Here is a 24463-nt window from a genome sequence, read left to right as displayed (position 1 = left end):
ACCATCACCTCTTATACCAAATACACGAAATACTCTAACAATTCAACTTATACGTAATAATTGTCCCCGTCTCTACATGAATCTAGGGGGCTCCTCCTAAAAAAGCCATGTCCGATTGAGAGAACCTTACAGTTACTGTTTCACTTTATTTGCTTGTCCCCTATCAGAGATTCTGCTCGTAGGCACAGAAGAAATATCAATGGTCGTATCCATACTCTTATCCGTAAGCTCAACAATCGTGTTTCCATGATTGATTTGGTTCAAATCCCACAACATCCCATGAAACTCATTATGTTGCCCGCTCACCTTCAAAACACTTTTTGTTTTACTTGAAGGTTGTATCTGTAAATTGGTAAATTGATTCCCGCTAGCCTCATTCGGTATCGTTGAATGACTATCCATGTAAATCATGTTTACACAATCCTCTAAAGAAAAATTCAGAAACCGATTAGCATTTATCCAAGCATATCCAGAATTCGGTTTATCCACTTTTAACTTTACTCCATTCTTCATTCCTACTACCTTAACGTTTTCGAAGTTAACAAAAGAAATCTCATGTTCTCTTCCACCAGCGTATAACGATATCCCTGTCCCCTTGTTCGTTTCAGACCAATTGATGATATTTATATCCTTTATATGTGTTTTGTTCCAAGTGTTATAATATTTATGTTTACCATCTAAATAGATCACTTCCGAGTTAAAATTCGCATCATCAATGGCAATATAGGCCCCTTCAATTGAAGCATTCTTCTCAAGTTCAATCACCCTGAAGTCACCATCAACAATAAACTGTGTTCCATACCCGAATAACAACTTAACACCTTGCTTCACAACGATAGGTGAAGTAATCTTGTACTTTTTGTCATCAAGCAAAACAGTCTTTATTTTATTATCCTTTGCTTTATTAATAGCTGATTGAATTTTATCAGAATCATTTGTCCCTTTAAAATCCTCAACATATATCTTCTCTTTTCGATCTGAATTAGAATGATTCTGATAGTAAAAAAGAAAAATAATTAGCACTATACCTACGATTAAACCAATCATTTTTTTCATCGTACTCATCCCCATATTTAGCTTCCTTTCTTCGGTTCGTTATATATGAATACTCTATTGTTGTCTTCAATAGCTTCCGGTATTAACACTGTCACGAAACGAGATTAAAAGATAAAAAGACCACCATACATTCTTTATGAACTGATATGATCTCACCTAAGCAGGAAGTATAAAAAATCCACCTTTTTATAAAGTAGCTTTTAAACTTTATCTATAAGATATATTTTACTAAAAAGATAATAATTGGGTTTTAAACCATTATTTACAACCCTTACCTCTTTTATTTTCTTGCAGATAGATGTTTTTTGCAAGCAAAAGGTGTATAGGCTTACCATTTTCTTTTCCTTAAAGATTTACGTCCGAAGTATCAGCAGAAAACATATGGCTCAACCGATCACTTTTGCAATAATCTGAGCATGGTGGACCAACTAGTTCACCATATATGCTAGATAAAGTGAAACTTTAATCAGCCCGACCAATCAGGCTTTTACGGGCAGTTAATGCGGGATAAAAGATATCATTTCAATAAAAAAGACACTCGATGAAGTGTCTTTTTGTATTCCTAATATAGACCTCAATTCGATTACATTACCTATTGCTTGAAGAAATTTTAATTAGCAACCTCTTAATCTTATCTAAACTGTTTGAAAAAAGAATCAAGATTATTTTAGGTATGGAACTCACCAGACTATTTTTAACCATCCTCCAAAAACCTCCCAAACTCCTTCAAAAACCGTAACCTCAGCATCCCAACAGGACCATTCCGATGCTTCGCTATCTGAATTTCTGTTATATCTTTATGCTCCGTCTCCTTTTCATAATAATCCTCCCGATACATAAGCATAATCACATCCGCATCCTGCTCAATCTGCCCTGTCTCTCTTAGGTCAGACAAAAATGGGCGCTTATCTTGACGCGATTCCACCCCACGAGACAATTGCGACAGCGCTACGACGCACACATTTAAATCGCGTGCTAGTAACTTCAGCTTACGGGAGATTTCACTCATTTCTTGAAACCTATTTCCACGATATTTTGAATCGCCTGTAATGAGCTGTAAATAATCAACAATAACAAGCAATTTTTTATCTGCATACTTCCGTTTTAGCTTCCGCACTTGCACCCAAATCTCCTGCGTTGTAACGCCTGCCTTATCATAAATCTCTAGCGGCAGATCCCCAATTTCTGCGAATGCCCGACTCGTTTTCCCCCAGTCCTCTATCGTAAAACGATGCTTCGGGTTTTTCAGCCTTTTCCCAGATACCTCACCCAAGCAAGAAACCATTCGTTTCAATAGTTGCTTGTTGCTCATCTCCAGAGAAAACAATCCAACTGCCGTACCCGATTTTGCCGCATGAAGCGCAATGTTTAAGGCAAATGCCGTCTTTCCCATCGAAGGCCGTGCCCCAATCACAACAAAATCCCCTTCCTGCAAGCCACACGTCATCTTATTTAAAGCTGAAAAACCTGTCTCAATACCAGTGAGTTCTTCTGTATCTTGATGAAGCTCTTCATAAAGATCGACTAACGTATCCTTCAAATCAAAATCAAGTGTGCAATCCACCTCTTCCAGTTCACAAAGTCTTGTAATCGTCTCTCCGATTACTTTCTCATCCTTCTCCGCAAGAAGCCGTTCACACATGCTGTGCGCCATACTTCCCGCCTGATTCATTTTCCAGGCATTCCGAACAAGCCCCTCATAATAGGAGAAATTAGCAGTAGTAGGCACACTCTCAATTATATTTACAAGGTATTCCATACCACCAATTTGCGCCAAAAAAGCAGGTTCCATTTTTGAAACAAGCGCAACAAGATCCAGCGGCTGTCCTTCCTCCTCTATTTTCCGAATCAACTTAAAGATAGCTTGATGCACAGCCGTAGAAAAGTGCTGATTGGTCAGCCTACACTCCTTAATCAGTTCACCATCAAGCAGCAAAGACCCTAATACCGTCTGTTCAGCCTCAATATTTTGAATGCTCATGGCCGCCATCCCTCTTCTTTCAAGAACCTCTGCAACTCTTCTTCAGACGGCACGTTTTTCTCCCACTCTTCACACTCCTCTAGAAATTTCTCAGTCTCATGCATAGCAGTCGGCTCCTTCTTCCGAAACTTCGCTGCCGCTTCCTCTACTTCAATAACCTTCGTATATCCCTTACCGTGCCAATCCCGCAGAATCCCCTTCACATAAGCAAGCGTCCGCTTATTATTTTCAAAAGCGATTTGGAGCGCTTTTAAGACAAGCTCCTCCGATAAATCTGCCATCCATTCACTTAATTCCTCCGCTGCATACGACGACAAACTACCAAAGTTTTGTTCATAAAACATGAACACACCACCACCTGGCTCCGTCTCTTCTACTTCCTCATCCTCTTCATAGCTTTCAATAGATGCTTGCGGAATAACCTCAGATAACTCACCTGGCATACCGAAATGCTCTAAAAGTAGCGGAATATTCATCTCTTCCTCCAAACATTTTTGCAGAAACATATATACAAACTCTTTACTTTTCACGCTCTTCAACTCACGTAACACACACTTCTCCATATTCGTATTCGTAACCGGGTTATAACGCAGCCAATTTAAAATATATAACTCCTTCGTTTCCGCATCATACAATATCTTTCCATACTCAACAAAGCGCTGCAGCAACTTCTCAACAGTCTCCCGGTTATAACCTGTCTCCATCTCCGCCAAACGCTTCGGCAACGGATAAATCCCGCATTGCGTCGTCTTCGAACAAGTCAGCAAATAAATATAAAAATACCGCTCCTCCGGTGTTAAATCGAGTACAAAATCATCCTGCCAAAAGTTCACCTGCACATTACGGTATACTGCCATGTTTATTCCTCCTATCCCTTAATGAAACATATGTAATCGGTGGTTCCTTAATGTATATAGGGATAAGGGAGGAAGTTTGGCGGGGTTATTTTATATTTTTTACGATTACTACGACTACTGTTTTTTGAATGCGTGCTTGTAGTAGTTTTTTTGTTTTTTATTTTGTTTCTTTTTAGTGATTTATTTGTTGGTAGGGGGTTGTAAGGGGCTTGGGAGGGGTTCTTTTAATCTGTACATGGCCGACTTCCGCACTTATGAACAAGAAGTACAATGTATCATTGAATGTAGCAAAGAGCATAAATTTTTAAATTGTGTTAACTTAACAAAATTTTGGTGTCGGAATAGTTAGTTTGAATAGGTAACTACATGTCCTCTTTTTCAATCATCACTCTATTTTTTGTAAAGAATGAATAGTGAGAAAAATGTGATATATTAATGCTATCTAATCATTTTTTTAGGGAGATGGGGCAAATGTCAACGAAAAATGAAACAGTTAAAAATACAGAACTAACGATTTTTAACCACACAGGGAACACCATTGTGACAGAAGATAGAGAAATACAAATTATTTCAAGACTAGAAGAGCCTCTTATTGTCGTTTTAGCAAATGTATTAAGTGATGAAGAGTGTGAAACGTTAATTGAAATGTCTAAAAATAAAATGAAACGTTCTAAAATTGGTGTTTCGCGCAAAACAAATGACATTCGGACGAGCAGTGGTGCATTTTTAGAAGAAAGCGAGATTACTACTAGAATCGAAAGACGAATCGCTTCGATCATGAATGTTCCTGCCCCACATGGAGAAGGGTTGCAGATTTTAAAGTATACAGTTGGCCAAGAATATCAAGCACATTATGATTTTTTTGTAGAAAATAGTGCGGCAGCAAGTAACAATCGTATGAGTACACTTGTGATGTATTTAAATCATGTAGAAGAAGGTGGAGAGACCTTCTTTCCAAAACTCAATCTTTCCGTATCTCCGAAAAAAGGAATGGCGGTATATTTCGAGTATTTTTATCAGGATGAATCAATAAACAAACTTACTCTACATGGCGGTGCACCTGTTATCAAAGGTGAAAAATGGGTTGCGACGCAATGGATGAGAAGAAGAGCATTGTTGTAACAAGTAAATGTACCGACTTTATCATTTTAACCGAGAAGACCCCCTCCTCTAAACGAAGTGAAGGTGGGGGATGAATCGGTTTTGTCTTTTTTAAAGAAAATGTCTTTTTAATAGAACGTACGTTTGTTTTGTTGTATAATAATCTTATCAAACAAAATGAGGTGAGAACAGGTGAAGAAAGCGTATTTTTCGAAACGGATCTATAAGACAGAAATAGATACTGGGAAATTCTTTTTATGTAAATCATATATCTTTCTAATAAAATCGGTACCCGCTTTATGTAAATCTGGGTTTGCTTCTTTATACTCTGGATCTGCCTACTCTGCTAGCCAACAAATAAAAGCATCTTGAGATGACTCACTAGTCGCATATGAAAATAGATTAGATCTCTTGTCCATGATACAATTCTCACCTACGATATACAAATTGTTGTCCCTGTTATATTTATTATTTTCAATACACCTTAATCTCTACTTAACTGCCCCAAAACACTCTTAAACAACATCGAAGAATTCCTAACAACCAAATCCAAAGCCACCTCTTTAAACTCTCCCCCTTTTCCAACCATCACATTCCCCTGCTCATAATCAATTTTAATTTGAACATCTTGAACATAATAACCCTTAATGGCAGATGCCTTGTCCAAATCAGAATGATCAAGCTCGACCTTCACCTGTTTCGTAAATCGGCGCAGCATTTTCCAAAGAGCTCGCTCTTCTTTCGATTTCATAAATAATTCAGGAAGCTCTTGTACTTCCTTTAATAATGACATGCTCGTTAACATATATGTTTGAATTCCATATCCCACCGGACAAATGTGATGACCTAACTTTTTCCATGGCTCTAGTTCGAAATAAACACAATCATTTGTTTCATCACCAGGTAGTACATTCTCTCTGTTTATATGGATATCTTTAATCCTTGCGACATGTTGAATCCCACCGTTTTCTCCATACCACTTTTTCGGTGCATATAAGGCTATGTATTTTATTTCTTGCCAGCCTGGTTTTAATTGTGAAACAGGAATTTGATAGAAACCTTCTTTCATATATGTTTCATAATCCTTTTCTGTTTTCACATTACCGACTAATACCTTTTCATCTAAAGAGGATTCCCATTCTTCTTTTGTTCCTCTTGGAAGAATTCCTTCTCTTATAATCTCTTCTGGACTTTTTTCAATGAGATGATCAAGAAATTGTTCTACTAGTCTTGTCGCGTTTGGTAAAAATGGAAAACCGCCAATATTTACTTTTTCAATGCTTTTATAGAAAGGATGATGCTCATATTCTTCCTCTTGATTCCACGGGAATAATACATAAGCTCCATAGGCTGTTCGCTCAAATGGTCCACCTTGATCTACTACTAATGCATCTCGATATCGGTGCATCGTGTTAATATCTTCTTCCATTGGACCCGGTGTCCCATACTGTCTTTTATAATGGGAACCATTTTTGGCAAAGTCGATTCGATATTTAGCATCAAAAATATATTGGTATTGATAGCTTTTCCCTTTCTTCTCAATCGCAAGCACCGTATCCGGCTTTTGAGTGACAGTTGGTAATGCTTTATTTCTTTTTTGAAAATAAAGCTCAATCACTTCATCTGTTTCAGGGTGCCTAAATGTTCTTTTTGCAGTTTTACTTTCATCAAGTGTCACATATAATCCATCTTGCCGAACCTTAATAATATCTTGATTCACTGTTTCATATTTTTTAGATAAAATTTGTCCAAGCTTTAAATACGTCCAATATTCATATAACCTTGCGACGTCCTTTACAGACATTTTAAAGATCTGCCCTCTTAGCGTGAGACCTCTCGATAACATTAGAAAGATTTGATACGCATCCCTATAACCGGATGCCATTTGAATGACAAGAGAAAAGACGGAGCGGTCTAATTTACCAATCCCATTCCAAAATGGATCATTCAACTCATTCTTCATTTGGGATTTCATTTTCCTCACGTTTTGAATCAGATCATCGTCAATTGGTAAACTCTTGAATCCAGTATCCTTTTCCAACGATTTAAGTAAATCATCGATTTTATGTACGACTCTCTGAATCATCCACTTAACAAACCGATTTTCCAATGTATCGTAGGATACTTCCTTATAAGCTGTAATTCCTTTTGATGAAACCATGTTTGCTCCTACTTCTTGAAACAAGTGAGGTCTTTTTCGTAAGTAATTCATCCCAACAGAATCAAGCCTACGAATCTTCTCTCCTTGTACAAGCTGATGTCGAGTAGTAAGTGTATGGTGCGGCTGCCTTTTAATATGAGAAATTGCCTTCATAAATCTACGAAAAGAGTCATTTAAAATACGATAAAACTCACTTTTAGATGGATTAGCCGCATAGATTGTTGATGCTCCTAAGTAAGTTCTTTTCAATAAATGAAACGCCAAATTGTAAATTTCATCATTTACTTCTTCCAATAATGCTCGATAGTCGTCTTTATAATCAAGCTTTGATGGGAAAACTTCTAATGTAATTGCTAGTAGAGATTTTTTATCATCTCGAATTTCAAATGTTGTATAACCTACTTCATTTGGAAATAAGAGATTTCCCATTAATATTTTCAATGAACCCATTTGAGTAGAGCTGATTGCCTTTTGAAGAGATGGATGTTCATGGTAAAAAGACAACCCTTGATCATTTTTAGGAATTACAACAAGCTGATAACTCCTATTCTCGAAAAAGATAGGAGGGTGCTCAGTTAATTCGCTAAGCTTTTGTAACCGAGCATCATATACTAAGATAGATTCTACTTCTCCAGACACATGAAAATGCATCATTTCATCCGAAGCAATTGATTGATGTTTTTTTAAGCTCTCATATTTTTCATGATAGGGATTCCCTTTAATAGTCAATGAGAAATCTGCTGTTTCAATCTTAACTAGTTCTATATCACTGTTAGATCCAGAAAGAGGTGAAGCCATCATACTCGAACCTCCTTAACATATGAGACAGCTTCTTAGCAGAACGAGGATACTTCGCATAAGACATCATATCTTCATTATCAAACTCTTGATTTGTACATAGCGTATATAATTTCTTTAATGCCTCTTCTGTTCTCCCATCGCTCCCTGCAATACGCGGTAAGATTTTTTGATATATTTGATAGTCTAACGCCTCGTCAAACGATAATAGTTCACTTTTTTCATTGTAAGCCATATAAAAACAAATTTCGTCACGTATCCGATACCCGACTTGTGCTCCGATCGGTTCAAAAATTTTATTAACTTCGATTAAAATATGAGATACTTCCTTCACAAGATCTTTATTGAGCTGAAAGCATTCTTTTAAATGTAGAAACGTGGCTGTCAAGGAATGATTAGAAACACATTTTCCCTGTACTTCTTCTACATCCATTAAAAACTCAAAGGAATCTAATTTTACTTGATTAAATTCAATTGTATTCGCACGATCCAATACTTTTTTACTTAACGGATGTGTTGTTTCATCCATGTTGACAGTTCCAATGACGTACACATTTGATGGAATCGTAATTCGTTTCCCAACAATCGATTCTGGAAGAACAGCCGATGTAACAATCTCTCTTCCTTCCCATTTTCGGCTTTCAATGACACTTAGAAAATCACTGAAATAGTACTCTACACGTGCTAGATTCATCTCATCGAGCACGACAAAATAAGGTTTGTCCGGATTCTCTGCAGCTTTTTCAAGAACTTGAATTAACGGTCTTTCCTGAAATTCACCTTGAATATTCACGTAGCCAAGTAAATCAGAGCTATCGCTCCAATCAGGTCGCACAGGAATAAGCGTGAACTGTCCATTTTCTTCAGTTGCCCCTAAACTTTCAGCGAACCACTGAACAATTTTTGTTTTCCCCGTACCTGAAATACCAGACAAAATAACAAAGGGCTTCGTTTTTAAAGAAAGGAAAAAGTTAATAATATCTTGCTTATCGTAATAGAAACCTTTGCTTTTCATATAGGAAGATACATGATCTACAATTTCCTTCCCATTCAAATCCATTTCTTTTTTCTCCTCGTGAATCACTGCACGATTAGTTCCTTTCTCTCTAAAGGCAATGTATCCCTCATAATAGCGAAGCATTTCTTTTAAATCTTCCACTAATTCTGCTTCACTTGGCATTTGTTCAACATCATATGGAATGTATGCAGCTGTAGAGTTGGCATATCCCTTCGCTTTTGGACTTGTACCAAGGAAAATATCATCATCTTTTTTTATTTTTTTAGACATTTGTATATGTTGACGGATCTCAGACTTAATCTTTTCCATTTCCTCTTTAGAAGTTTCAGTTACTCCTTGTGCCATTGTTAAATATAATTGCTTCATATCTTCACTAAATAAATAAACGATATAATACCCTCTCTGCGTCGATGTCGTAATGTCTTTATTCATGATAGCAAGCCATGGCACGGCGGCCCAATTCCCTTGTCCAACTGAGCCCGTAACAATGTACTGATTATGATCGATAAAAGATAAACGAGTTACCTCCGTTGTCATTTCATTTCGAACGACTGAACCAAGTTTATGACCCGCAAATTTTTCCGTTCTTGCCTCTAAATACTCATACATAACAGTTAAAAATTTTTCACGTAAGTTACTATTCATATTATCGTCCTCTTCATCATTTCCTTTTAAATATTGTTCAACTGGAACCCACCTCTCGTTAATTAACCCTACCTTCTCAAGCCACATTAACAAATTATGAGTACGTTCCTTGGCTACTGATTCAACCATTAAATTATCTCCTCGTGAATTTCGAACGATCGTCATTCCTAAATTCACTAAAACCGCTTTCTTTTCAGCCTTTGAATAACTATTTAAAAGTTCGAGTACAAATAGAGCAATTTGAAAATATTCCTGTTTCAAAATCAAATTTCGAATAAAAGCATCCTTATTTTTTGATTCAATATATTCATTTAATAGAGCCCGATTAATCTCATGAGCTTCATCCAAAAAGCCCAATAATCTCAAATCTTGCCGTCCACGAGATTTCACTCTATATAAATTCCCATCAATTTGGTGACTAAGATCTTTCGGATCATATGTATTATCTATTACCTCTTCTAAAAAAGTGATTACTTTATGATATTGCTCACAGGGTAAGTCATCCGTTCGAAATTCTTTAAGTGTAATAGATTTTGAGTCAGTTACATTCACAAAAGGAAGTTGTGAAAAGAAAGCAATCAAAAAAGCACTGTGTTCACTTACTTGTCCAAAATCTTCACTCGTTACCGTACGTATATTTATGAATTTTTGCCAAGCTTGCTGGAGAGTTTCAAAAGTTACCATAAAATATGGATGTGATTCTTCTCCTCCTTGGTACTTCTCACGTAAAAGTTCTGTTTCAACGTATAGTCCTTCATCATCTGTCTTTATAATCAAATAAGATTTACTAGTGTGTATGTCATTAACTTGATTGGTTACTTTAGCGAATTCAATTATGAGTTGGTCCAACATTTTTACCTCCGCAGTTACAATTAATTACAATTACTACTATTTTAACAAACTATATACAAAAGAAAAATGATACGCTATAACTCATGATTAAATAACCTTTCAGGAGGAGATATAGTTAAACATTCTCTTTTCTACTTTGTATTGTCTTTCCGCTTCTGACAAAGTCATTGCCACCACAGCAATCGCCTATCAATTAAAGCACCTACAGCTCCTCCTTATTTTCATACACAAAAAACTCAAACTCTTCCAGATTGTCTCCAAACAATTTGCTCAACTATAAAATAGAGTTATTTTTCATTATATTGAGATTTTTCAAACAAAAAGATATAATTTATTTACATTTATACGCCTTCATACTTAGTTCATAATGATATTTTTCAAATTACTTCAATTAAATAGGGAGGTTTTTAATCATGTCTCAATCCATCGAACGCGCCAATACAAGGCGCATCACAGGAAACATTTTCAAAGGTTCAGTTGGAAATCTGATTGAATGGTACGACTGGTACGTCTATTCTGCTTTCGCCGTGTATTTCTCAGCAGAGTTCTTTCCCAAGGGAGATTCGACCAGTCAACTGCTCAACACAGCAGCCATCTTTGCCGTAGGCTTCCTAATGCGCCCACTAGGAAGCCTGCTGATGGGTCGTTATGCCGATCGTCATGGTCGTCGCGCCGCACTGACGCTTTCCATCACCATCATGGCCGGTGGTTCTCTAATTATTGCCTGTACCCCAGGTTATAGCACCATTGGTATAATGGCCCCTATTATTCTCGTTCTCGCACGTCTGCTTCAAGGGTTGTCATTAGGTGGAGAATATGGAACTTCGGCTACATACTTGTCCGAGATGGCAAGCAGCGGCCGACGTGGTTTCTACTCGAGCTTCCAGTATGTAACACTCGTTGCTGGACAGCTGGTAGCACTTGGTGTTCAAATCATCCTTCAGCAAATACTCAGCGAACCCGATATGAAGTCTTGGGGCTGGCGTATTCCCTTCATCATCGGAGCAATGGGAGCAGTTGCTGTATTGTGGCTGCGTCGCACGATGGATGAATCGGAGCAATTCTCAAAAATGGGATCTGAAAGCCGTGAGAGTGCTGGAACTATTCGGACTCTGATGAAACATCCTAAGGCAGTATTAACAGTCGTTGGGCTAACGCTCGGTGGAACTGTTGCATTCTATACTTACACGACGTATTTACAGAAATTCATGGTGAATACTGTAGGCCTTCCTAAAGAAGTCGTTAGCTGGATTAACTTTATCGCCCTATTGGTATTCGTCGTACTTCAGCCACTTGCTGGTATGTTATCCGATCGGATTGGACGGCGTCCGCTATTGATTGGTTTCGGCATCCTCGGAACTTTACTGACAGTGCCACTGTTCCTAATCATGGAGCAAACGAAATACCCTATCGTTGCTTTCTTACTTATGATGGTAGGTCTCATTATTGTCACCGGTTATACTTCCATCAATGCAATCGTGAAAGCTGAGCTCTTCCCAACTGAAATCCGTGCCCTTGGCGTGGGATTCCCTTACGCAATTACTGTTGCAGTGTTCGGCGGAACGGCGGAGTTCATCGCATTATGGCTGAAAAGTATTGGGCTCGAGTCGCTCTTCTACTTCTACGTAGCTGGCTGCATTGCCATAAGCTTCATCACTTATTGGCGTATGGCTAAGTCATCGAAAACCTCTCACATCGAAGCTGAGCTAGACGATGAAAACACGCTAGCTGCTCGCAACTCTGGTTCAAGGCACTCTTAAGTATCATAAGTGCTTAAAGTACGCAAAATGTCTTTTTTAAAGCGATAATTCACCTAAAAAACCCCTTGTTTATCAAGGGATTTTTTAGGTAAGAAACCTTTCTCGAGCATATTCAACTCACTGAACCTCATAGTTACCTGAGCACAAACACCTTCTGTACATAGTTAGCTAACTCTTCATTTCCAGAGTGTGAAGGTCAAGTTAAACACTTACAAAAAGAGTTGTTTTCTACCTAGAAAACAACTCTTTATAAAACATTAAGCCAATAAAAACCCTCGTTTCAACGGATCCCTCGGATCCATTACAAATTGATGGAATCCTGTAATAAATGCCTGGCCAGTAACTTTTGGAATAATTGCCTCGTATTCATCTACTTTTGTCACTGACAATATTTCTCCGATAAACTGTCCGTCAGTGATACATTCATGAATGAAACTTTCTTCCTGCTGTAGAGCCCCCTTTTCAAAGAGAGTTGTAAGTCTTGCGGAAGTACCAGTGCCACAAGGAGAACGATCTACTTGCCCATCAGCAAAAATGGTTACATTTCGTAAAGTGGCGTCTTTTCCATTTGGTTCATCTGAAAAGATAACGCCATATATTCCCTTTAAATCTTCTTCGAGAGGATGTTTTACTTCCATTTGATTTTCAATGTAATGTTTTATTTTCCCGCCCCACGTTTGAATAGCTGATAAATCTTTAAAATTCACTTTCAAACCAAGTTCTTTACTGTCTACAACAGCATAAAATGCTCCTCCAAAAGCAATATCCACTTGAAATTCATAGTCATCAATTTTTATAGGAACATCTTTCTTGTAAACAAAAGAAGGAACATTTTCAAATGATACTGATTCCACTTGGTTTCCACTATATGTTGCGTACGCAACAACTTCTCCTGCAGGGCTATCAATAATGAACTTTTGTTTTTCACCCGTCACTTCGAACATACCCGTTTCAATTCCTACTGTGACGACAGCGACAATTCCATGGCCGCACATTGTACTCCAGCCCTCATTATGCATAAACAATACCCCAAAATCAGCATGAGGACTTGCCGGCGGCGTAATGATACAACCATACATCCCATGATGCCCTCTCGGTTCATACATCAAAACTTCGCGAAGATGGTCCAAGTGCTCCATACAATAAGCTCTTCTTTCTAATTGCGTTTCCCCTTTTATCTCCGGCACTCCGCCTGTAATAATACGTAATGGTTCCCCCGCTACGTGTGCATCAATTGTTGTGTATATTTTACTAATCTTCATTCCTATCTCCTCCATGTTTGTATTTTAAAAGTGCCCTACTTTTTTATTAGCAAATACCGTGCCAACCACAAAGTAACCTTAATATTATTAATATTCAATTAATTTTGTTTACATTGTTTCAGAAAAGTTGTATCCTTTTAGCGACAAATCTGTCTACGAGTGTCTACTTTTGTATACGATTTAAAATCATTGGGGGATATTTTATGGAACAATCTGATACCTTTGCGATTCCTACATTGCATACACTCCTCTCTTCTGTAGAAGAAGCGATTTCTATTGTAAATACGAGAGGGATCATGCTTTATTGGAATGAAGCAGCAGAAAAAATGTATGACATAAAGAAGGACGATATTATTGGAAAGAATGTTCAAGATTTTTTCTTAGAAGAAGATATTATGAATTTAAAAGTTCTTGAGAGTCAGCAACCTGTTCGAGATATTTATCACCTCCCGCGCCCAGATAAGCATGTATTGATTAGCACAACTCCAATTTATAATAAAAACAATGAACTGATTGGTTCTATGTCCGTAGAAAAAGATATTACCGCTACGATCAAATTAAATGAAAAGTTATCCTCTACATCTGAAGAATTGCAGCAACTAAAACAACAAATGATTCAAAATAATAGAGACGATCCCTTCAGCAACATAAAAGGAAACAACTTAGCAATCCAGCACATCATTCATGACATGAAAAAAGTAGCGAAGACAGATGCGACGATTTTGATTAGTGGGGAAAGCGGCGTTGGAAAAGAGCTTTTTGCACAAGCGATCCACGAGGCAAGTTTAAGAAGTAAAAAAGCATTTATTCCGATTAATTGCGGTGCCATTCCTAATGCTTTGTTTGAGAGCGAGTTATTTGGTTATGAATCAGGAGCATATACTGGAGCTGCCAAAGGAGGAAAGCCTGGAAAAATAGAATTAGCAGACGGAGGTACTTTATTTCTAGATGAGGTAGGAGAGCTCCCACTTGATATGCAAGTGAAACTACTTAGAGCGTTACAAGAAAAAGAGATTTATCGAATCGGAGGACAAACACCAAAAAAAATTAACGTCAGAATTATCGCCGCAACGAATCGTATATTAGAAGATATGGTATCGAACGGAACTTTCCGATCTGATTTATTTTATCGGCTTAACGTATTTACTGCCTGCATCCCGCCACTTCGGGAACGAACGGATGATATTTCCTACTTAGCTCATCATTTCTTAAAAGAATTTTCTTTCAAATATAACCAATCAATTCCTTTTGTTCATCAAGAGGCAACGAAGCGATTACATGTATATTCTTGGCCAGGTAACATCCGCGAGTTACGTAATATTATAGAAAGGTTGATTGTTCTTCACGAAGGCAGCGAAATATGCGAATCAGACATTCTCAAGCTACTGCCGCAAGCAAAATCTTTTTCAGAGCCCCTTAGCCAAGCTACGCTTTCACTTACTGACGAAAAAGAAAGTCTAGAGAAAACTCGCATTCTTCAAACCCTGCAAAAGACTTATGGGAATAAAAGCGTTGCGGCGAAAAAATTAGGAATGTCGCGAGCTAATTTGTATAAGAAAATCAAAAAATATGGGATTACTTTTGATAAAACGGATATTTAATACATCAAAACCCCGAATTATGGACTTTATTAAAGAGGCCATAATTCGGGGGCATTCAAGTTTCTATTTAATAAAAACTAGAATTTTTATAAATATTATTCAGCAATCTTCACCATCCATATAAGTAAACTTTCTATCTTGTTAGTAACAATGTGTTGTCTAAACTACTGCCTCTAAATAGATTCAGCAATTACTTATCTCTTTGTATTATTTAAAATACTTCTCATAATCATCTTCATTCTTAAACTCAATCGGCCCAACATCCATGCGGAATTTTCCATCCTCATACAGTAATGGTGAAGCTTCTGAATGATCTCTAGAATAGCTTTCTACGTGGGGGATCGTCAGGGAAATGCGGATTTACAACGTTAAGGAAATTTCAATATTAAAAAGCCCACCGTTGTTCAATAAGATTAAAAAGAGATTTAGTTACCAGTTCTATTTATAACAACTTCAGGAGTGCTTTGTAAGTTTTTTACTTCCATAAACATTTTTAAGTTATATACAAAAACCATGCTTTGACATCGTCTAAAGCATGGTAATTATTTAAACTAATATAAAACTGCTAAATTGATTTTTTCTATCCCTCGTGAATTTCTTTAATACTTTTCCCTTCTAAAAACGCATGTCCCGTTTTAATTTTTTCTACTGTTTCAAATCCATACTTTTCATACACTTTTTCTACTGTTTCGTTAATTGGAATCACCCAAAGATTATCTAGTCCTCTATTCATTACTTCACTTTGAATAAAGTGAATAAGTTCACCTATTAACCCTTTACCTCTAAACTTTTCAATTGTAGCTACACTTTCCATTCGGGCCTGTTTTTCATGTTCAAAAATACAAGCGATGGAACATGCTACTCCATTGTATCTAAGTAGATAGTGAGTGAATGCTGGATGTTGGAATTCATCTTGAAAAGCTTTTTTTCTAACTTCGCCTCCTAACTCTTTTATACTACATTCAATATCTAAAGCTTCTTCAAAATTTAATTCAGATACCTCTTCAATAGTAACTTTTTCATTTTTATCTTTTTTAGTTAATTTCTTATTCCATAATTGGACTGGACTTATTAATTCTTCAAATCCAAAATTCTTTATTTGTAATTCAGAAATCAGTTTTTCTTGCATATCTAAGTTGTATATATAAAATCTAGGTACTATATTTTTAGTCTTATAGAAATGGACTACTTCATCTACTATCATTTGTGGATTTAAACTTACTACACTTACATGTGCATGATTTGCATCATAATAATATGGGTTACTTTCATTACAAAATATAGAACCCCATGATTTCTCTATTCGGCTAGTAAAGGTTTCAAGATATGCAAAATCAAGTTCAAGAACATTTTTTAAACTAGTCATACGATATTTCCTCTTCTCTATTTATTTCTTCAATATCTTCTATACTTTATTATACATTTAAATATTTTAATTTTCAGTTTTTTAGTTGAAATATATTTCATACCCTTCAAAAAATATTTTCAAGAAAAAATGAAAGTAAACTTTTGAATAAAAGTTTACTTTGTACATTAATTAATAATTGTATACAAATTTATAGATATGATAGTCGTTTTTCCCTATACTTACTATAAAGAGGTGAACTTGAATGAAATTTAAGATTAAACAAAATCCTATTCATATGATTATATTTCTATTAACTATTTTCATTTTTATTGCTATGCTGTTCATACAAGGTACTAATAATATTTACCTAAGTTGTATGATTCTGTTAAACATAATCAATTTTTTATTTATTTACAGATCCACTTATAAAATTACTGACAAATCATTAATTATCAAATATTATTTTACAAATACTGAAATACCTTTTGAAGATATCCAGCATATCAAATACCATGGAAAGTCATTGAATTCACAAGACTGGTCAAGACAACGATTAGAAATTATGTATGGATTATTTAACACTTTGACAGTTTGTGTACCAAAAAAAGAAGAAGAATTCATTAATTTATTAAAAAATAAATGTCCTCACATACAAATAATAGACAAGCCCATTAAACAATAAGAACAATGGGCTTATTTTTATTTAAAATCTAGAAAACTGCCAATGTAAACTTTCAACTATTTTATAAAAAAGTTTGATCAAAAGTGCCAATAGTTTAACTGTTGTTTTATATGTCAAAACTGTTATTAGAATTATTAAGGGGAGTTGATCATTTTGATTGGTACTCTCACAAAGAATCATCAGGGTAGATATGTATTACCCGATGGACAATACTTTACAACTGGTGATGATATTGAGGTTAAGCTAGAGCTAACTTGGATTTTTTAATAGGATTCACTTTTATTTATAATTGTTAGTGATTAATCAATTACTTATGTTTAATTTTAAGTTAATCATTATTTCTAGTTTTAGTCTGAATTTTCATTTTCTGCTTTATTTTATCTTATCCATTAAGAAATTTAATGTTTCTTTTAGCCCACCTTTATAAGGGGTAGCTATAATTTCACCTATTCTATTTTCATATTTTTCTCCCCTTAGAGTAAATCCTTCTTCTGTAGGATACATTATTTCTACTACTTCCTTCATAACCGGATCAAACAATCCACTTATACGAATTACATTTTTATTTAATGGAATAACTAATTTTTTATTTCCAGTAATTTCACGTGCAATTTTTATTATTTCTTTTCCTGAAATCAATTCGGCACCAGGTATATTCCAATTCTCTCCATAAGAATCGTCTCTATTTGCTATTTCCACAATCATCTTAGCGGCATCTGGTAAATAGACATAGTCTCGTGGTATTTTTAGATTACCAATGAAAATAGAGATTTTATTTCCTGCTAGTCTAGTCAATGTTGGTTGTAAATACGAGTTCTGCGAAGTTATACCATAGTAGTCTGGTAACCTAACAATTAATGCTTTTGCATTTTTACACCCTTAACGGAAATCAGGGTACAGTCTCAGTATTTAATATCCAAGATGATGGTAGTCTGGTTAGATTGCAGGTTGCTGCTTCGACTAACTTTCCTTATTATGGATCACAAGGGTTAGCTGTTCTTTGATTCTATTTGGTCCATCACATTTGCTGGAGTATAAAAGTCTCTCTTAATGTATGAGTCATCTTCAACTAACGAGGACTTGAGTTGAAGGTAAAAATAAAAAACGAATCATCAAATAACTTCCAACAAAACTAATTATCAATAGCAAAGTAGAGGTCTCGCCACATGCCCATCAAGCTAATATTTTGAAGTACCCCCAAAACAAAAATTCTATCTCATTTTTTTGTTTTATAGATTATTAATTTCTTTTAACACATAAAGATTTCGTTCAAACTCAAGTAAAAATAGAGTCTCAAGATTCTTTTCTTGAGACTCTATTTTTTATTTCAAAAAGGAAATCATGATTTTCTCTAATTCAGCCTTATTTAAAACATCATCAATGATTACAATTTGATAGGAACTGTCCTTTCCTTTTGCTGGAACAATCATCTTAATACCCTTTACATTACTTCCCGTCGTCTTTGCAAAGGTGAATTTAGCCCCTTCGAGCTCATAATGTTCTATCTTATCGTTGTCATTAACCCAAAAGTAAAATGGATCCTTTCCTTTTCCCATAATCGCTGATTGATAAATCGTATAACTGAACTCCCCTTTTTTATATCTTGAATTAATAATTGGTTTTGGTTTTCCAAGTGTAATATCTGTATCAACTTTTTCCTTCTTTAGCTCATAACCTTTTGCTGTATAAGTTGGTTTTTTAATTGGAAAATCCACCAATTTCTGCGCTTCCTTAACTGTATATCTGAAATGTGAATAGATTTTTTCCCAATAATGGGCCAAGAGCGTTGCCAATTTCCTCTGATTTTTTTCATCTTCTGGTTCTAAATGCTCAAGGCTACCTAGGGCTATTGTCTTTTTATCTATGATGTACGCCTCTGTTTGCAATTTGATCACCTTTATATCTGCATCGACACCAAATTGGTTACGTTGAGCAGCACACTGACTTTGAGTATTTTATAATGGAAATATCCTCAGAATATAGTTGTTTCAGGATTGAAGTACCTGTTTTTTGTTGAATTCTTTTGCTCCTCGATGGGTCAATATGCAGCATATGATGCAACATACAGTTGCCGCTAGTAATACATAGAAACCACCATTCCATCCTACCTTGTCAACCATTACACCAAAGAGTGTAGTACCTAAAGATGCACCTAGAATATAACTCATAAAACCTCGCAAACCAACCGCAGAACCAACGGCGAAAGGTGGAACCACCTCCATAGTTTGTACTGAAGCCAGAAACTGCGGAATGTAAATCAAGCATCCAATAATAGCAGCGAAAATAGTGACCCAATGTAAAGATGTACTTTGCCAGTAACCAATGATACAGATGAATATCAATGTCATAGCAATGATTGCTGGAGGCATGCGGTGCCCTTTGAATAACTTGTCTGATAGATAACCGGCCAGAAGAGTAGAAGGAATGGCTGCCCATTCAAAGAATAAAAAGGCAACACTCATCTCTTCTTTAGTGAAATGTTTTACATTCAACAAATAAATGGGTAACCAGCTTATAATGCCGAAACGAACCATGTAAACAAAAACATCTACCAAGGAAACGAACCATGCATTTTTGTTAAATAAAACATAATTCCTAAAAATCTGCCAAGCATTCATGTCTACTGGCGGTTTGGAATCAGCCCTTTGTTGCATTTTCGAATCGGGTTCATCCTTGATGATTTCGCTTAACGGAGGCAAGCCCTCGCTTACCGGTGATCCTTTAATAAGGGTTAGTATCACCATTGCAATAACAATAGCTATTGCAGCCGGAACCTGGTAGTTTGCCGCTTGCCAGTGATTGGAGCCTAACATAGCAAAACTGACACCAACGATAGGCGCTACGATGCCTCCACCTATATTGTGCGAAATATTCCATATGGCACCGACAGTTCCTCTTTCCTTACGCGGGAACCAGTTTGCAATAGTAATAAAGCTAGGTCCAACTCCCATTCCCTGAAAAAATCCATTGAGAACAACGAGAACTGCAAACATCCAGAATGCGGTGCTGAAGCCCATCATAATATTGACCATAGCGCACAGAAGCAAACCAAGCGCCATATACCTTTTAGGATTAGCTTTGTCTGCTATACTACTCATTAACCCCTTACTAATTCCATAAGCGATAAGCATGGAACTGCTTAATAATCCTACTTCTGTAGCACTAAGATTGAGTTGTTCCTTCAGATAAGGAGTAGATAAGGCAAAATTGTTACGTACTATATAGTAAGCTATATAACCGAAGAACACGCCTAATAAAGATTGTAGCCGGAAAAGCCTATAGGTTTTTTGAACCTGGTCTGATGCTATTTTTGTAGTAGCGATTTTAGGTTTCAAAAATGAGAACATACTATCTACCTCGATTTCTTTACTTTGATTTACGGAAAAAACTTAGATTGGCATGAAATTTAGTATTTCAATAGAGGCCAACTTGTCGGAAACGTTTTCAAAAATACTTGTGTTATATCATCCCTCCTTTGTTAAATTATCTTATATGTCAACTCGTTAAACTATCAGCAAATATCTGATTTTATGTAAGATAATATCCTACATAAAACCATTTATGGCTATTTGCTGTCACACCTTCGACATAAATAATAGTTTTGTATACAATCTTCCATAGATTTCGTGGATCGTTCTGAAGTAATATATAAATATAAATTTTGAAAACCCTGAATCGAGTAGGATTCGGTAAATCGGATTCAATTAGGGTATTTTCACATATTACATAAATCCCTCGCCTGCAAGAATGGAGGAAAGTATGATAAATTGGTTGAGGCTTTTTTTTATATTGCTTATTACTTTACTTTCGATAGGATGTCAGCATGAGCGTTCAAGCCCTCAAATTATTTTCTCCGAATCTGACACCATGCCTGTTGGTTCACAAGGTGACAAGCCCTCTCCTGTACGGATCGCAATTTCAAGTGTGTTATCACCGACTGATACAATTATGTACTATAGGAAAATAGCTAACTATATCGGAGAGAAGCTTCATAGACCTGCAATTCTAATTCAGCGCAAGAGTTATAATGAAATTAGTATGTTGATGATGAATGGAGGTGCTGATATAGCCATACTTTCAACAGGAGCATATATTACCTACAGACATGTTGAAGGACTTGAAGCAATTGCCATGCAAGAGCGAATGGGAGTTCCATATTATTATGGTTATGTCGTCGTAAACCGCAAAAATGAACTATCCAGTATACATGATTTAAGAGGGAAAAACGTTGCTTTTAGCGATCCAACCAGTTATTCCGGATATATTTTTGTGAGGAAAAAATTAGCTGAATTAAGTGAAACGCCCGAGCATTTCTTTGGTCGTTATGTTTTTACATATAATCATGAAAGCTCCCTAAGCGCTGTGATAAATGGTGTTGTTGACGCTGCAGCTGTTGATAGCTTAGTCTTTGAGCGTACCAAACTTAAAAATCCAGAACTGATTAAGAATTTGAAAATTATTGCAAAAACGGAACCGATTGGTACCGGTCCTGTTGTCATCAGCAGTAATTTACCTGATGAAGAGAAGCGAATTATCAAGAAAAGTTTCATTTCTATGCACGAACAAAAAATAATAAAACCAGCGTTTCAGGGACTGTTCATTGATCGTTTTGTTCCATTTGAACCCCAATTATATGAGGGTCACCTATGAAATGGCTGAATAAATTACAAATAAACCAAAAGATATTTGGAGCTATATTCGTTTCGCTACTCTTTCTCGCTCTAGTATTAGGATGTATCATTTGGGAATCACTCACAAAAATCATGACAGAGGACCTTAAAAAACGTGGTGTAAATATCGCTGAAAATATTGCGGCATTGTCTTCGGATTACATTCTGACTGATGACTACTATTCGATTCATCTTCTCATTACCCGGGCACAGGAAGCTAACAAAGACGTTCGTTATATACTGGTCATTAACAATAATAATGTTCTTGTCGGAAATACATTCTCCAAACACTTACCGAAAGGAATATTAAACGCACATAAGCCTGATGATATCAATAATGGAAATTACGCTATACTAACTTCAGATGAAGGAAATATCCATGACATACTGGTTCCAATCGAAGAGGGAGATGTAGGATTTGTTAGAGTTGGAATGGCAGAAAAACAGGCGAAAAGCTATATTTTTACTAAAATTATAGAATTGGTTGTTGCTACATTTTTGGTCTGTATGGGGGCTGCAGGTATAGCTTATTATGTGACTCGTATCATTACTCGACCAATCAATAGTTTAGTTGATACAGCAACAGGCATATCAGCCGGTAATTTATCCTTAAGGGCTAAAGCAGAGAGTGACGATGAAGTTGGAAAATTAGCACGGGCTTTTAATGAAATGGCTGACAACCTAATTAGTTCCAGCACTGCAGTAGAAAAATTATTGAAGGAACTTCAAGAAAAGGATGCCCTTCGAGATACGTTGATTTTGAAACTATTATCCGCTCATGAGGAGGAGAGAAAAAGAATTTCTCGTGAACTTCATGATGAAACAAGCCAAGCCCTTACTTTTCTAATGGTTACAATGCGGATTTTGGCTAATGAAGTTAAAGATATCGAGCAACAAGAGCTACTTAATGTAAGCCGAGAAACTGCGGCAAGTATTTTGCGAGAAATTAGAGATTTAGCGGTAGAATTAAGACCACCCATCCTTGATGATATAGGTTTAATTCCGGCATTAAGGAAACATGCAAGAAAGTTTGAAGAAAAATTCGCTCTTACTGTAATTCTACACGCTCCCGATGATGACATTGCTGCCATAGATAGTCATACTGCTGTAGCACTATACCGAATTGTTCAAGAAAGTCTTACCAATGTAGTGAAACATACAGTAGCAACTGAGATTGTGATTAACATGGAAATCAAGGATTGTTCTATCGAGTTGAGCATCCATGATAACGGTCACGGTATACGTGAGACCGATTTTGAAAAAGCTCGCCAGCAAAATCGGATCGGAATATATGGAATGAAGGAAAGAGCCGAATTACTGGATGGTTCATTTTTTATCAAAACTCACAATATCGGTGGGACCGAAGTTAGGGTGTCTATCCCATTAAAACAGAGAGAAGGGTGTCATGATGAAAAAGACAATCAACATAATGCTAGTTGATGACCATGCCTTGATGAGATCAGGTTTAAAACTCCTATTGCAAAAAAGACCGTCCTTAAAAGTTGTAGGTGAAGCCTCTGATGGACTTGAAGCACTCCGGCTTTACGACATTTTAAGGCCCGATATTCTGATATTGGATATATCTTTGCCGCGCTTAGATGGAATCCAAGTTCTCACAGAGATTAAATTACGTTATGAACAAGCGAAAGTCATAGTGCTCACCATGCACGAGGACGAAGACTATGTAACATTAATCATGAACGCGGGAGCTTCAGGTTACGTCCCTAAAGCAGCCGTAGATGAAGAATTATACACTGCTATTGATTCCGTTATGGATGGATACCTATACCTTCGCCCAAAGGAAATTTCAACGATGCTAAAAAGATTGCAAAACGAAACAGAGTCCCGAAATCCTTATGTAATTCTAAGCCCACGTGAACGGGAGGTATTGCAGTTTCTTGTTAAAGGATTTTCATTGTCTGAAATTGCTCAAGAATTAACTATCAGTATAAAAACGGTTGATACTCATAAGACGAGAATGTTGAACAAACTTAATCTTTCTAAAAAAAGTGAACTTGTTCAATATGCCATAAAGTATAATTTAATAAACATGAAATAACAGGGTAATGTATGTTATAAAAGATCTTATCTCTTCCGACATCCTTATCATATAGCTTTTTTAGGTTCTGTTGCAAAGTTTCCGAAGACATAAAGAGATGGGGAATATTGCGGACTAGTTTTATGAAACTATTAATAATTCATGTAATGTGTTATACGTCGAAAAAACGAAGTTCGGTTGAAGACTTCGCTTTTGTTTGTATATGGCATGAACAGTTTCTATACCTTTAATAGTACGTGAGGCATGGCGAAGCTTATCAAGAAGTAGCTATATATATTGAGTTTTACAACAACCGAAGGATTCATTCTAGTATTTTAGATTTATCACCAAATGAATTTTATCGACGAATACAAACAGAACCGTTACAAATCAAAGAAGTTAGAGTATGAGGCGAGATTTTTTTCTTGTCTCACATAAAAAGAAGTAATTTTATGAAATAAAGAGCAATTCTATGAAACAATGAGTTAAGGATAGTATGTGTCCAAAATTAGGGAGTTAATCCGCTTTGTTATAATATTAAATTTTTTATATATATTACATTATTTTCAAATAAAACCTTTCATTTCAATTATCATGAATATATATCTTATGCTAGTGAGGTTTACATAATCT

Annotated in this window: 17 protein-coding genes and 5 pseudogenes; 9 read left to right on the top strand and 13 right to left on the bottom strand. The window is 36.1% G+C overall.

The features are described from left to right. Nucleotides 1-132: 132 nt before the first annotated feature. The 3 genes from BPMYX0001_RS04110 to BPMYX0001_RS04100 form a co-directional block, all read right to left on the bottom strand. Entirely contained in the window at nucleotides 133-1071 is a 939-nt protein-coding gene (locus tag BPMYX0001_RS04110; RefSeq protein WP_003195598.1) for a hypothetical protein, read from the bottom strand. A 679-nt stretch (nucleotides 1072-1750) separates the two neighbouring features. Next, nucleotides 1751-3037, bottom strand: a complete 1287-nt coding sequence (gene dnaB / locus BPMYX0001_RS04105; RefSeq protein WP_033798678.1) for a replicative DNA helicase — start codon at nucleotides 3035-3037, stop codon at nucleotides 1751-1753. Continuing rightward, nucleotides 3034-3894 carry a DnaD domain-containing protein gene (locus tag BPMYX0001_RS04100; RefSeq protein ID WP_006093717.1) on the bottom strand — a complete coding sequence of 287 codons (861 nt, stop codon included), beginning with the start codon at nucleotides 3892-3894 and terminating at the stop codon, nucleotides 3034-3036. The genes dnaB and BPMYX0001_RS04100 overlap by 4 nt, the downstream gene beginning before the upstream one ends. Nucleotides 3895-4365: 471 nt before the next feature. Between BPMYX0001_RS04100 and BPMYX0001_RS04095 the strand changes: the two genes are divergently transcribed. Beyond that, on the top strand, nucleotides 4366-5016 hold the full coding sequence (locus BPMYX0001_RS04095; protein WP_018782944.1) for a 2OG-Fe(II) oxygenase: 651 nt from the start codon (nucleotides 4366-4368) through the stop codon (nucleotides 5014-5016). A gap of 212 nt (nucleotides 5017-5228) precedes the next feature. Here BPMYX0001_RS04095 and BPMYX0001_RS33785 read toward each other — a convergent pair. The 3 genes and pseudogenes from BPMYX0001_RS33785 to BPMYX0001_RS04085 form a co-directional block, all read right to left on the bottom strand. Next, nucleotides 5229-5414: pseudogene (locus BPMYX0001_RS33785) on the bottom strand (PD-(D/E)XK nuclease family protein); the annotation flags it as partial. Nucleotides 5415-5479: 65 nt separating this feature from the next. Beyond that, complete coding sequence (locus BPMYX0001_RS04090; RefSeq protein ID WP_033799613.1) at nucleotides 5480-7954, bottom strand: restriction endonuclease-like protein; 2475 nt, start codon at nucleotides 7952-7954, stop codon at nucleotides 5480-5482. Continuing rightward, nucleotides 7929-10469 (bottom strand): MrcB family domain-containing protein, encoded by a 2541-nt coding sequence (locus BPMYX0001_RS04085; RefSeq protein WP_033798677.1) that lies wholly within the window; start codon nucleotides 10467-10469, stop codon nucleotides 7929-7931. Before BPMYX0001_RS04085 ends, BPMYX0001_RS04090 begins: the two co-directional genes overlap by 26 nt. 413 nt (nucleotides 10470-10882) lie before the next feature. On the opposite strand from BPMYX0001_RS04085, the gene BPMYX0001_RS04080 reads away from it, so the two are divergent. Continuing rightward, complete coding sequence (locus BPMYX0001_RS04080) at nucleotides 10883-12229, top strand: MFS transporter (RefSeq protein WP_006093713.1); 1347 nt, start codon at nucleotides 10883-10885, stop codon at nucleotides 12227-12229. A 257-nt stretch (nucleotides 12230-12486) separates the two neighbouring features. On the opposite strand, the gene BPMYX0001_RS04075 is transcribed toward BPMYX0001_RS04080, so the two are convergent. Further along, the gene (locus BPMYX0001_RS04075; RefSeq protein WP_018782940.1) at nucleotides 12487-13491 is read right to left on the bottom strand and encodes a proline racemase family protein; all 1005 of its coding nucleotides are present in this window, start codon (nucleotides 13489-13491) and stop codon (nucleotides 12487-12489) included. Between the two features lie 203 nt (nucleotides 13492-13694). Between BPMYX0001_RS04075 and BPMYX0001_RS04070 the strand changes: the two genes are divergently transcribed. Further along, nucleotides 13695-15092, top strand: coding sequence for a sigma-54 interaction domain-containing protein (locus BPMYX0001_RS04070; RefSeq protein ID WP_006093711.1), 1398 nt, complete (start codon nucleotides 13695-13697; stop codon nucleotides 15090-15092). A gap of 207 nt (nucleotides 15093-15299) precedes the next feature. Here the strand turns inward: BPMYX0001_RS04070 and BPMYX0001_RS33780 are convergent. Then, a pseudogene (locus tag BPMYX0001_RS33780) lies at nucleotides 15300-15440 on the bottom strand (TerD family protein); the annotation flags it as partial. A 232-nt stretch (nucleotides 15441-15672) separates the two neighbouring features. Further along, nucleotides 15673-16458, bottom strand: coding sequence for a GNAT family N-acetyltransferase (locus BPMYX0001_RS04065; RefSeq protein ID WP_033798676.1), 786 nt, complete (start codon nucleotides 16456-16458; stop codon nucleotides 15673-15675). Nucleotides 16459-16702: 244 nt separating this feature from the next. Here BPMYX0001_RS04065 and BPMYX0001_RS04060 point away from each other — a divergent pair, with 244 nt between their 5' ends. Then, a complete protein-coding gene (locus tag BPMYX0001_RS04060) occupies nucleotides 16703-17122 on the top strand; it encodes a PH domain-containing protein (protein WP_018783675.1) in 420 nt (139 codons plus the stop codon). A 372-nt stretch (nucleotides 17123-17494) separates the two neighbouring features. On the opposite strand, the pseudogene BPMYX0001_RS04055 reads toward BPMYX0001_RS04060, so the two are convergent. Then, nucleotides 17495-17995: pseudogene (locus BPMYX0001_RS04055) on the bottom strand (Rossmann-fold NAD(P)-binding domain-containing protein); the annotation flags it as partial. Here BPMYX0001_RS04055 and BPMYX0001_RS32215 point away from each other — a divergent pair. Beyond that, nucleotides 17989-18126: pseudogene (locus tag BPMYX0001_RS32215) on the top strand (lactonase family protein); the annotation flags it as partial. The pseudogenes BPMYX0001_RS04055 and BPMYX0001_RS32215 sit on opposite strands and share 7 nt — an antisense overlap. Before the next feature lie 318 nt (nucleotides 18127-18444). Here the strand turns inward: BPMYX0001_RS32215 and BPMYX0001_RS04050 are convergent. Together BPMYX0001_RS04050 and pgtP are read right to left on the bottom strand one after the other, a co-directional pair. Further along, complete coding sequence (locus BPMYX0001_RS04050) at nucleotides 18445-19017, bottom strand: hypothetical protein (RefSeq protein WP_235356826.1); 573 nt, start codon at nucleotides 19015-19017, stop codon at nucleotides 18445-18447. A gap of 93 nt (nucleotides 19018-19110) precedes the next feature. Then, the gene (gene pgtP, locus BPMYX0001_RS04045) at nucleotides 19111-20469 is read right to left on the bottom strand and encodes a phosphoglycerate transporter PgtP (protein ID WP_006093706.1); all 1359 of its coding nucleotides are present in this window, start codon (nucleotides 20467-20469) and stop codon (nucleotides 19111-19113) included. A 412-nt stretch (nucleotides 20470-20881) separates the two neighbouring features. Here pgtP and BPMYX0001_RS04040 point away from each other — a divergent pair, with 412 nt between their 5' ends. From BPMYX0001_RS04040 to BPMYX0001_RS04030, 3 genes are read left to right on the top strand one after another with little or no spacing between them, the layout of a single operon-like run. Next, nucleotides 20882-21772, top strand: coding sequence for a substrate-binding domain-containing protein (locus BPMYX0001_RS04040; protein WP_033798675.1), 891 nt, complete (start codon nucleotides 20882-20884; stop codon nucleotides 21770-21772). Further along, nucleotides 21769-23232 carry a HAMP domain-containing sensor histidine kinase gene (locus tag BPMYX0001_RS04035; RefSeq protein ID WP_018783678.1) on the top strand — a complete coding sequence of 488 codons (1464 nt, stop codon included), beginning with the start codon at nucleotides 21769-21771 and terminating at the stop codon, nucleotides 23230-23232. Before BPMYX0001_RS04040 ends, BPMYX0001_RS04035 begins: the two co-directional genes overlap by 4 nt. Further along, a complete protein-coding gene (locus tag BPMYX0001_RS04030) occupies nucleotides 23201-23851 on the top strand; it encodes a response regulator (RefSeq protein ID WP_018783679.1) in 651 nt (216 codons plus the stop codon). The genes BPMYX0001_RS04035 and BPMYX0001_RS04030 overlap by 32 nt, the downstream gene beginning before the upstream one ends. Before the next feature lie 120 nt (nucleotides 23852-23971). Here BPMYX0001_RS04030 and BPMYX0001_RS33775 read toward each other — a convergent pair. Beyond that, nucleotides 23972-24103: pseudogene (locus tag BPMYX0001_RS33775) on the bottom strand (IS6 family transposase); the annotation flags it as partial. Here BPMYX0001_RS33775 and BPMYX0001_RS34820 point away from each other — a divergent pair. Beyond that, the gene (locus BPMYX0001_RS34820) at nucleotides 24088-24240 is read left to right on the top strand and encodes an IS3 family transposase (RefSeq protein WP_123767163.1); all 153 of its coding nucleotides are present in this window, start codon (nucleotides 24088-24090) and stop codon (nucleotides 24238-24240) included. The pseudogene BPMYX0001_RS33775 and the gene BPMYX0001_RS34820 sit on opposite strands and share 16 nt — an antisense overlap. The last annotated feature ends 223 nt before the right edge of the window (nucleotides 24241-24463 follow it).

Source organism: Bacillus pseudomycoides DSM 12442, from assembly GCF_000161455.1.
Taxonomy (GTDB): domain Bacteria; phylum Bacillota; class Bacilli; order Bacillales; family Bacillaceae_G; genus Bacillus_A; species Bacillus_A pseudomycoides.
Note: the sequence above shows the minus strand (reverse complement) of the source record. Positions and strands in the feature narration are given on the sequence as shown.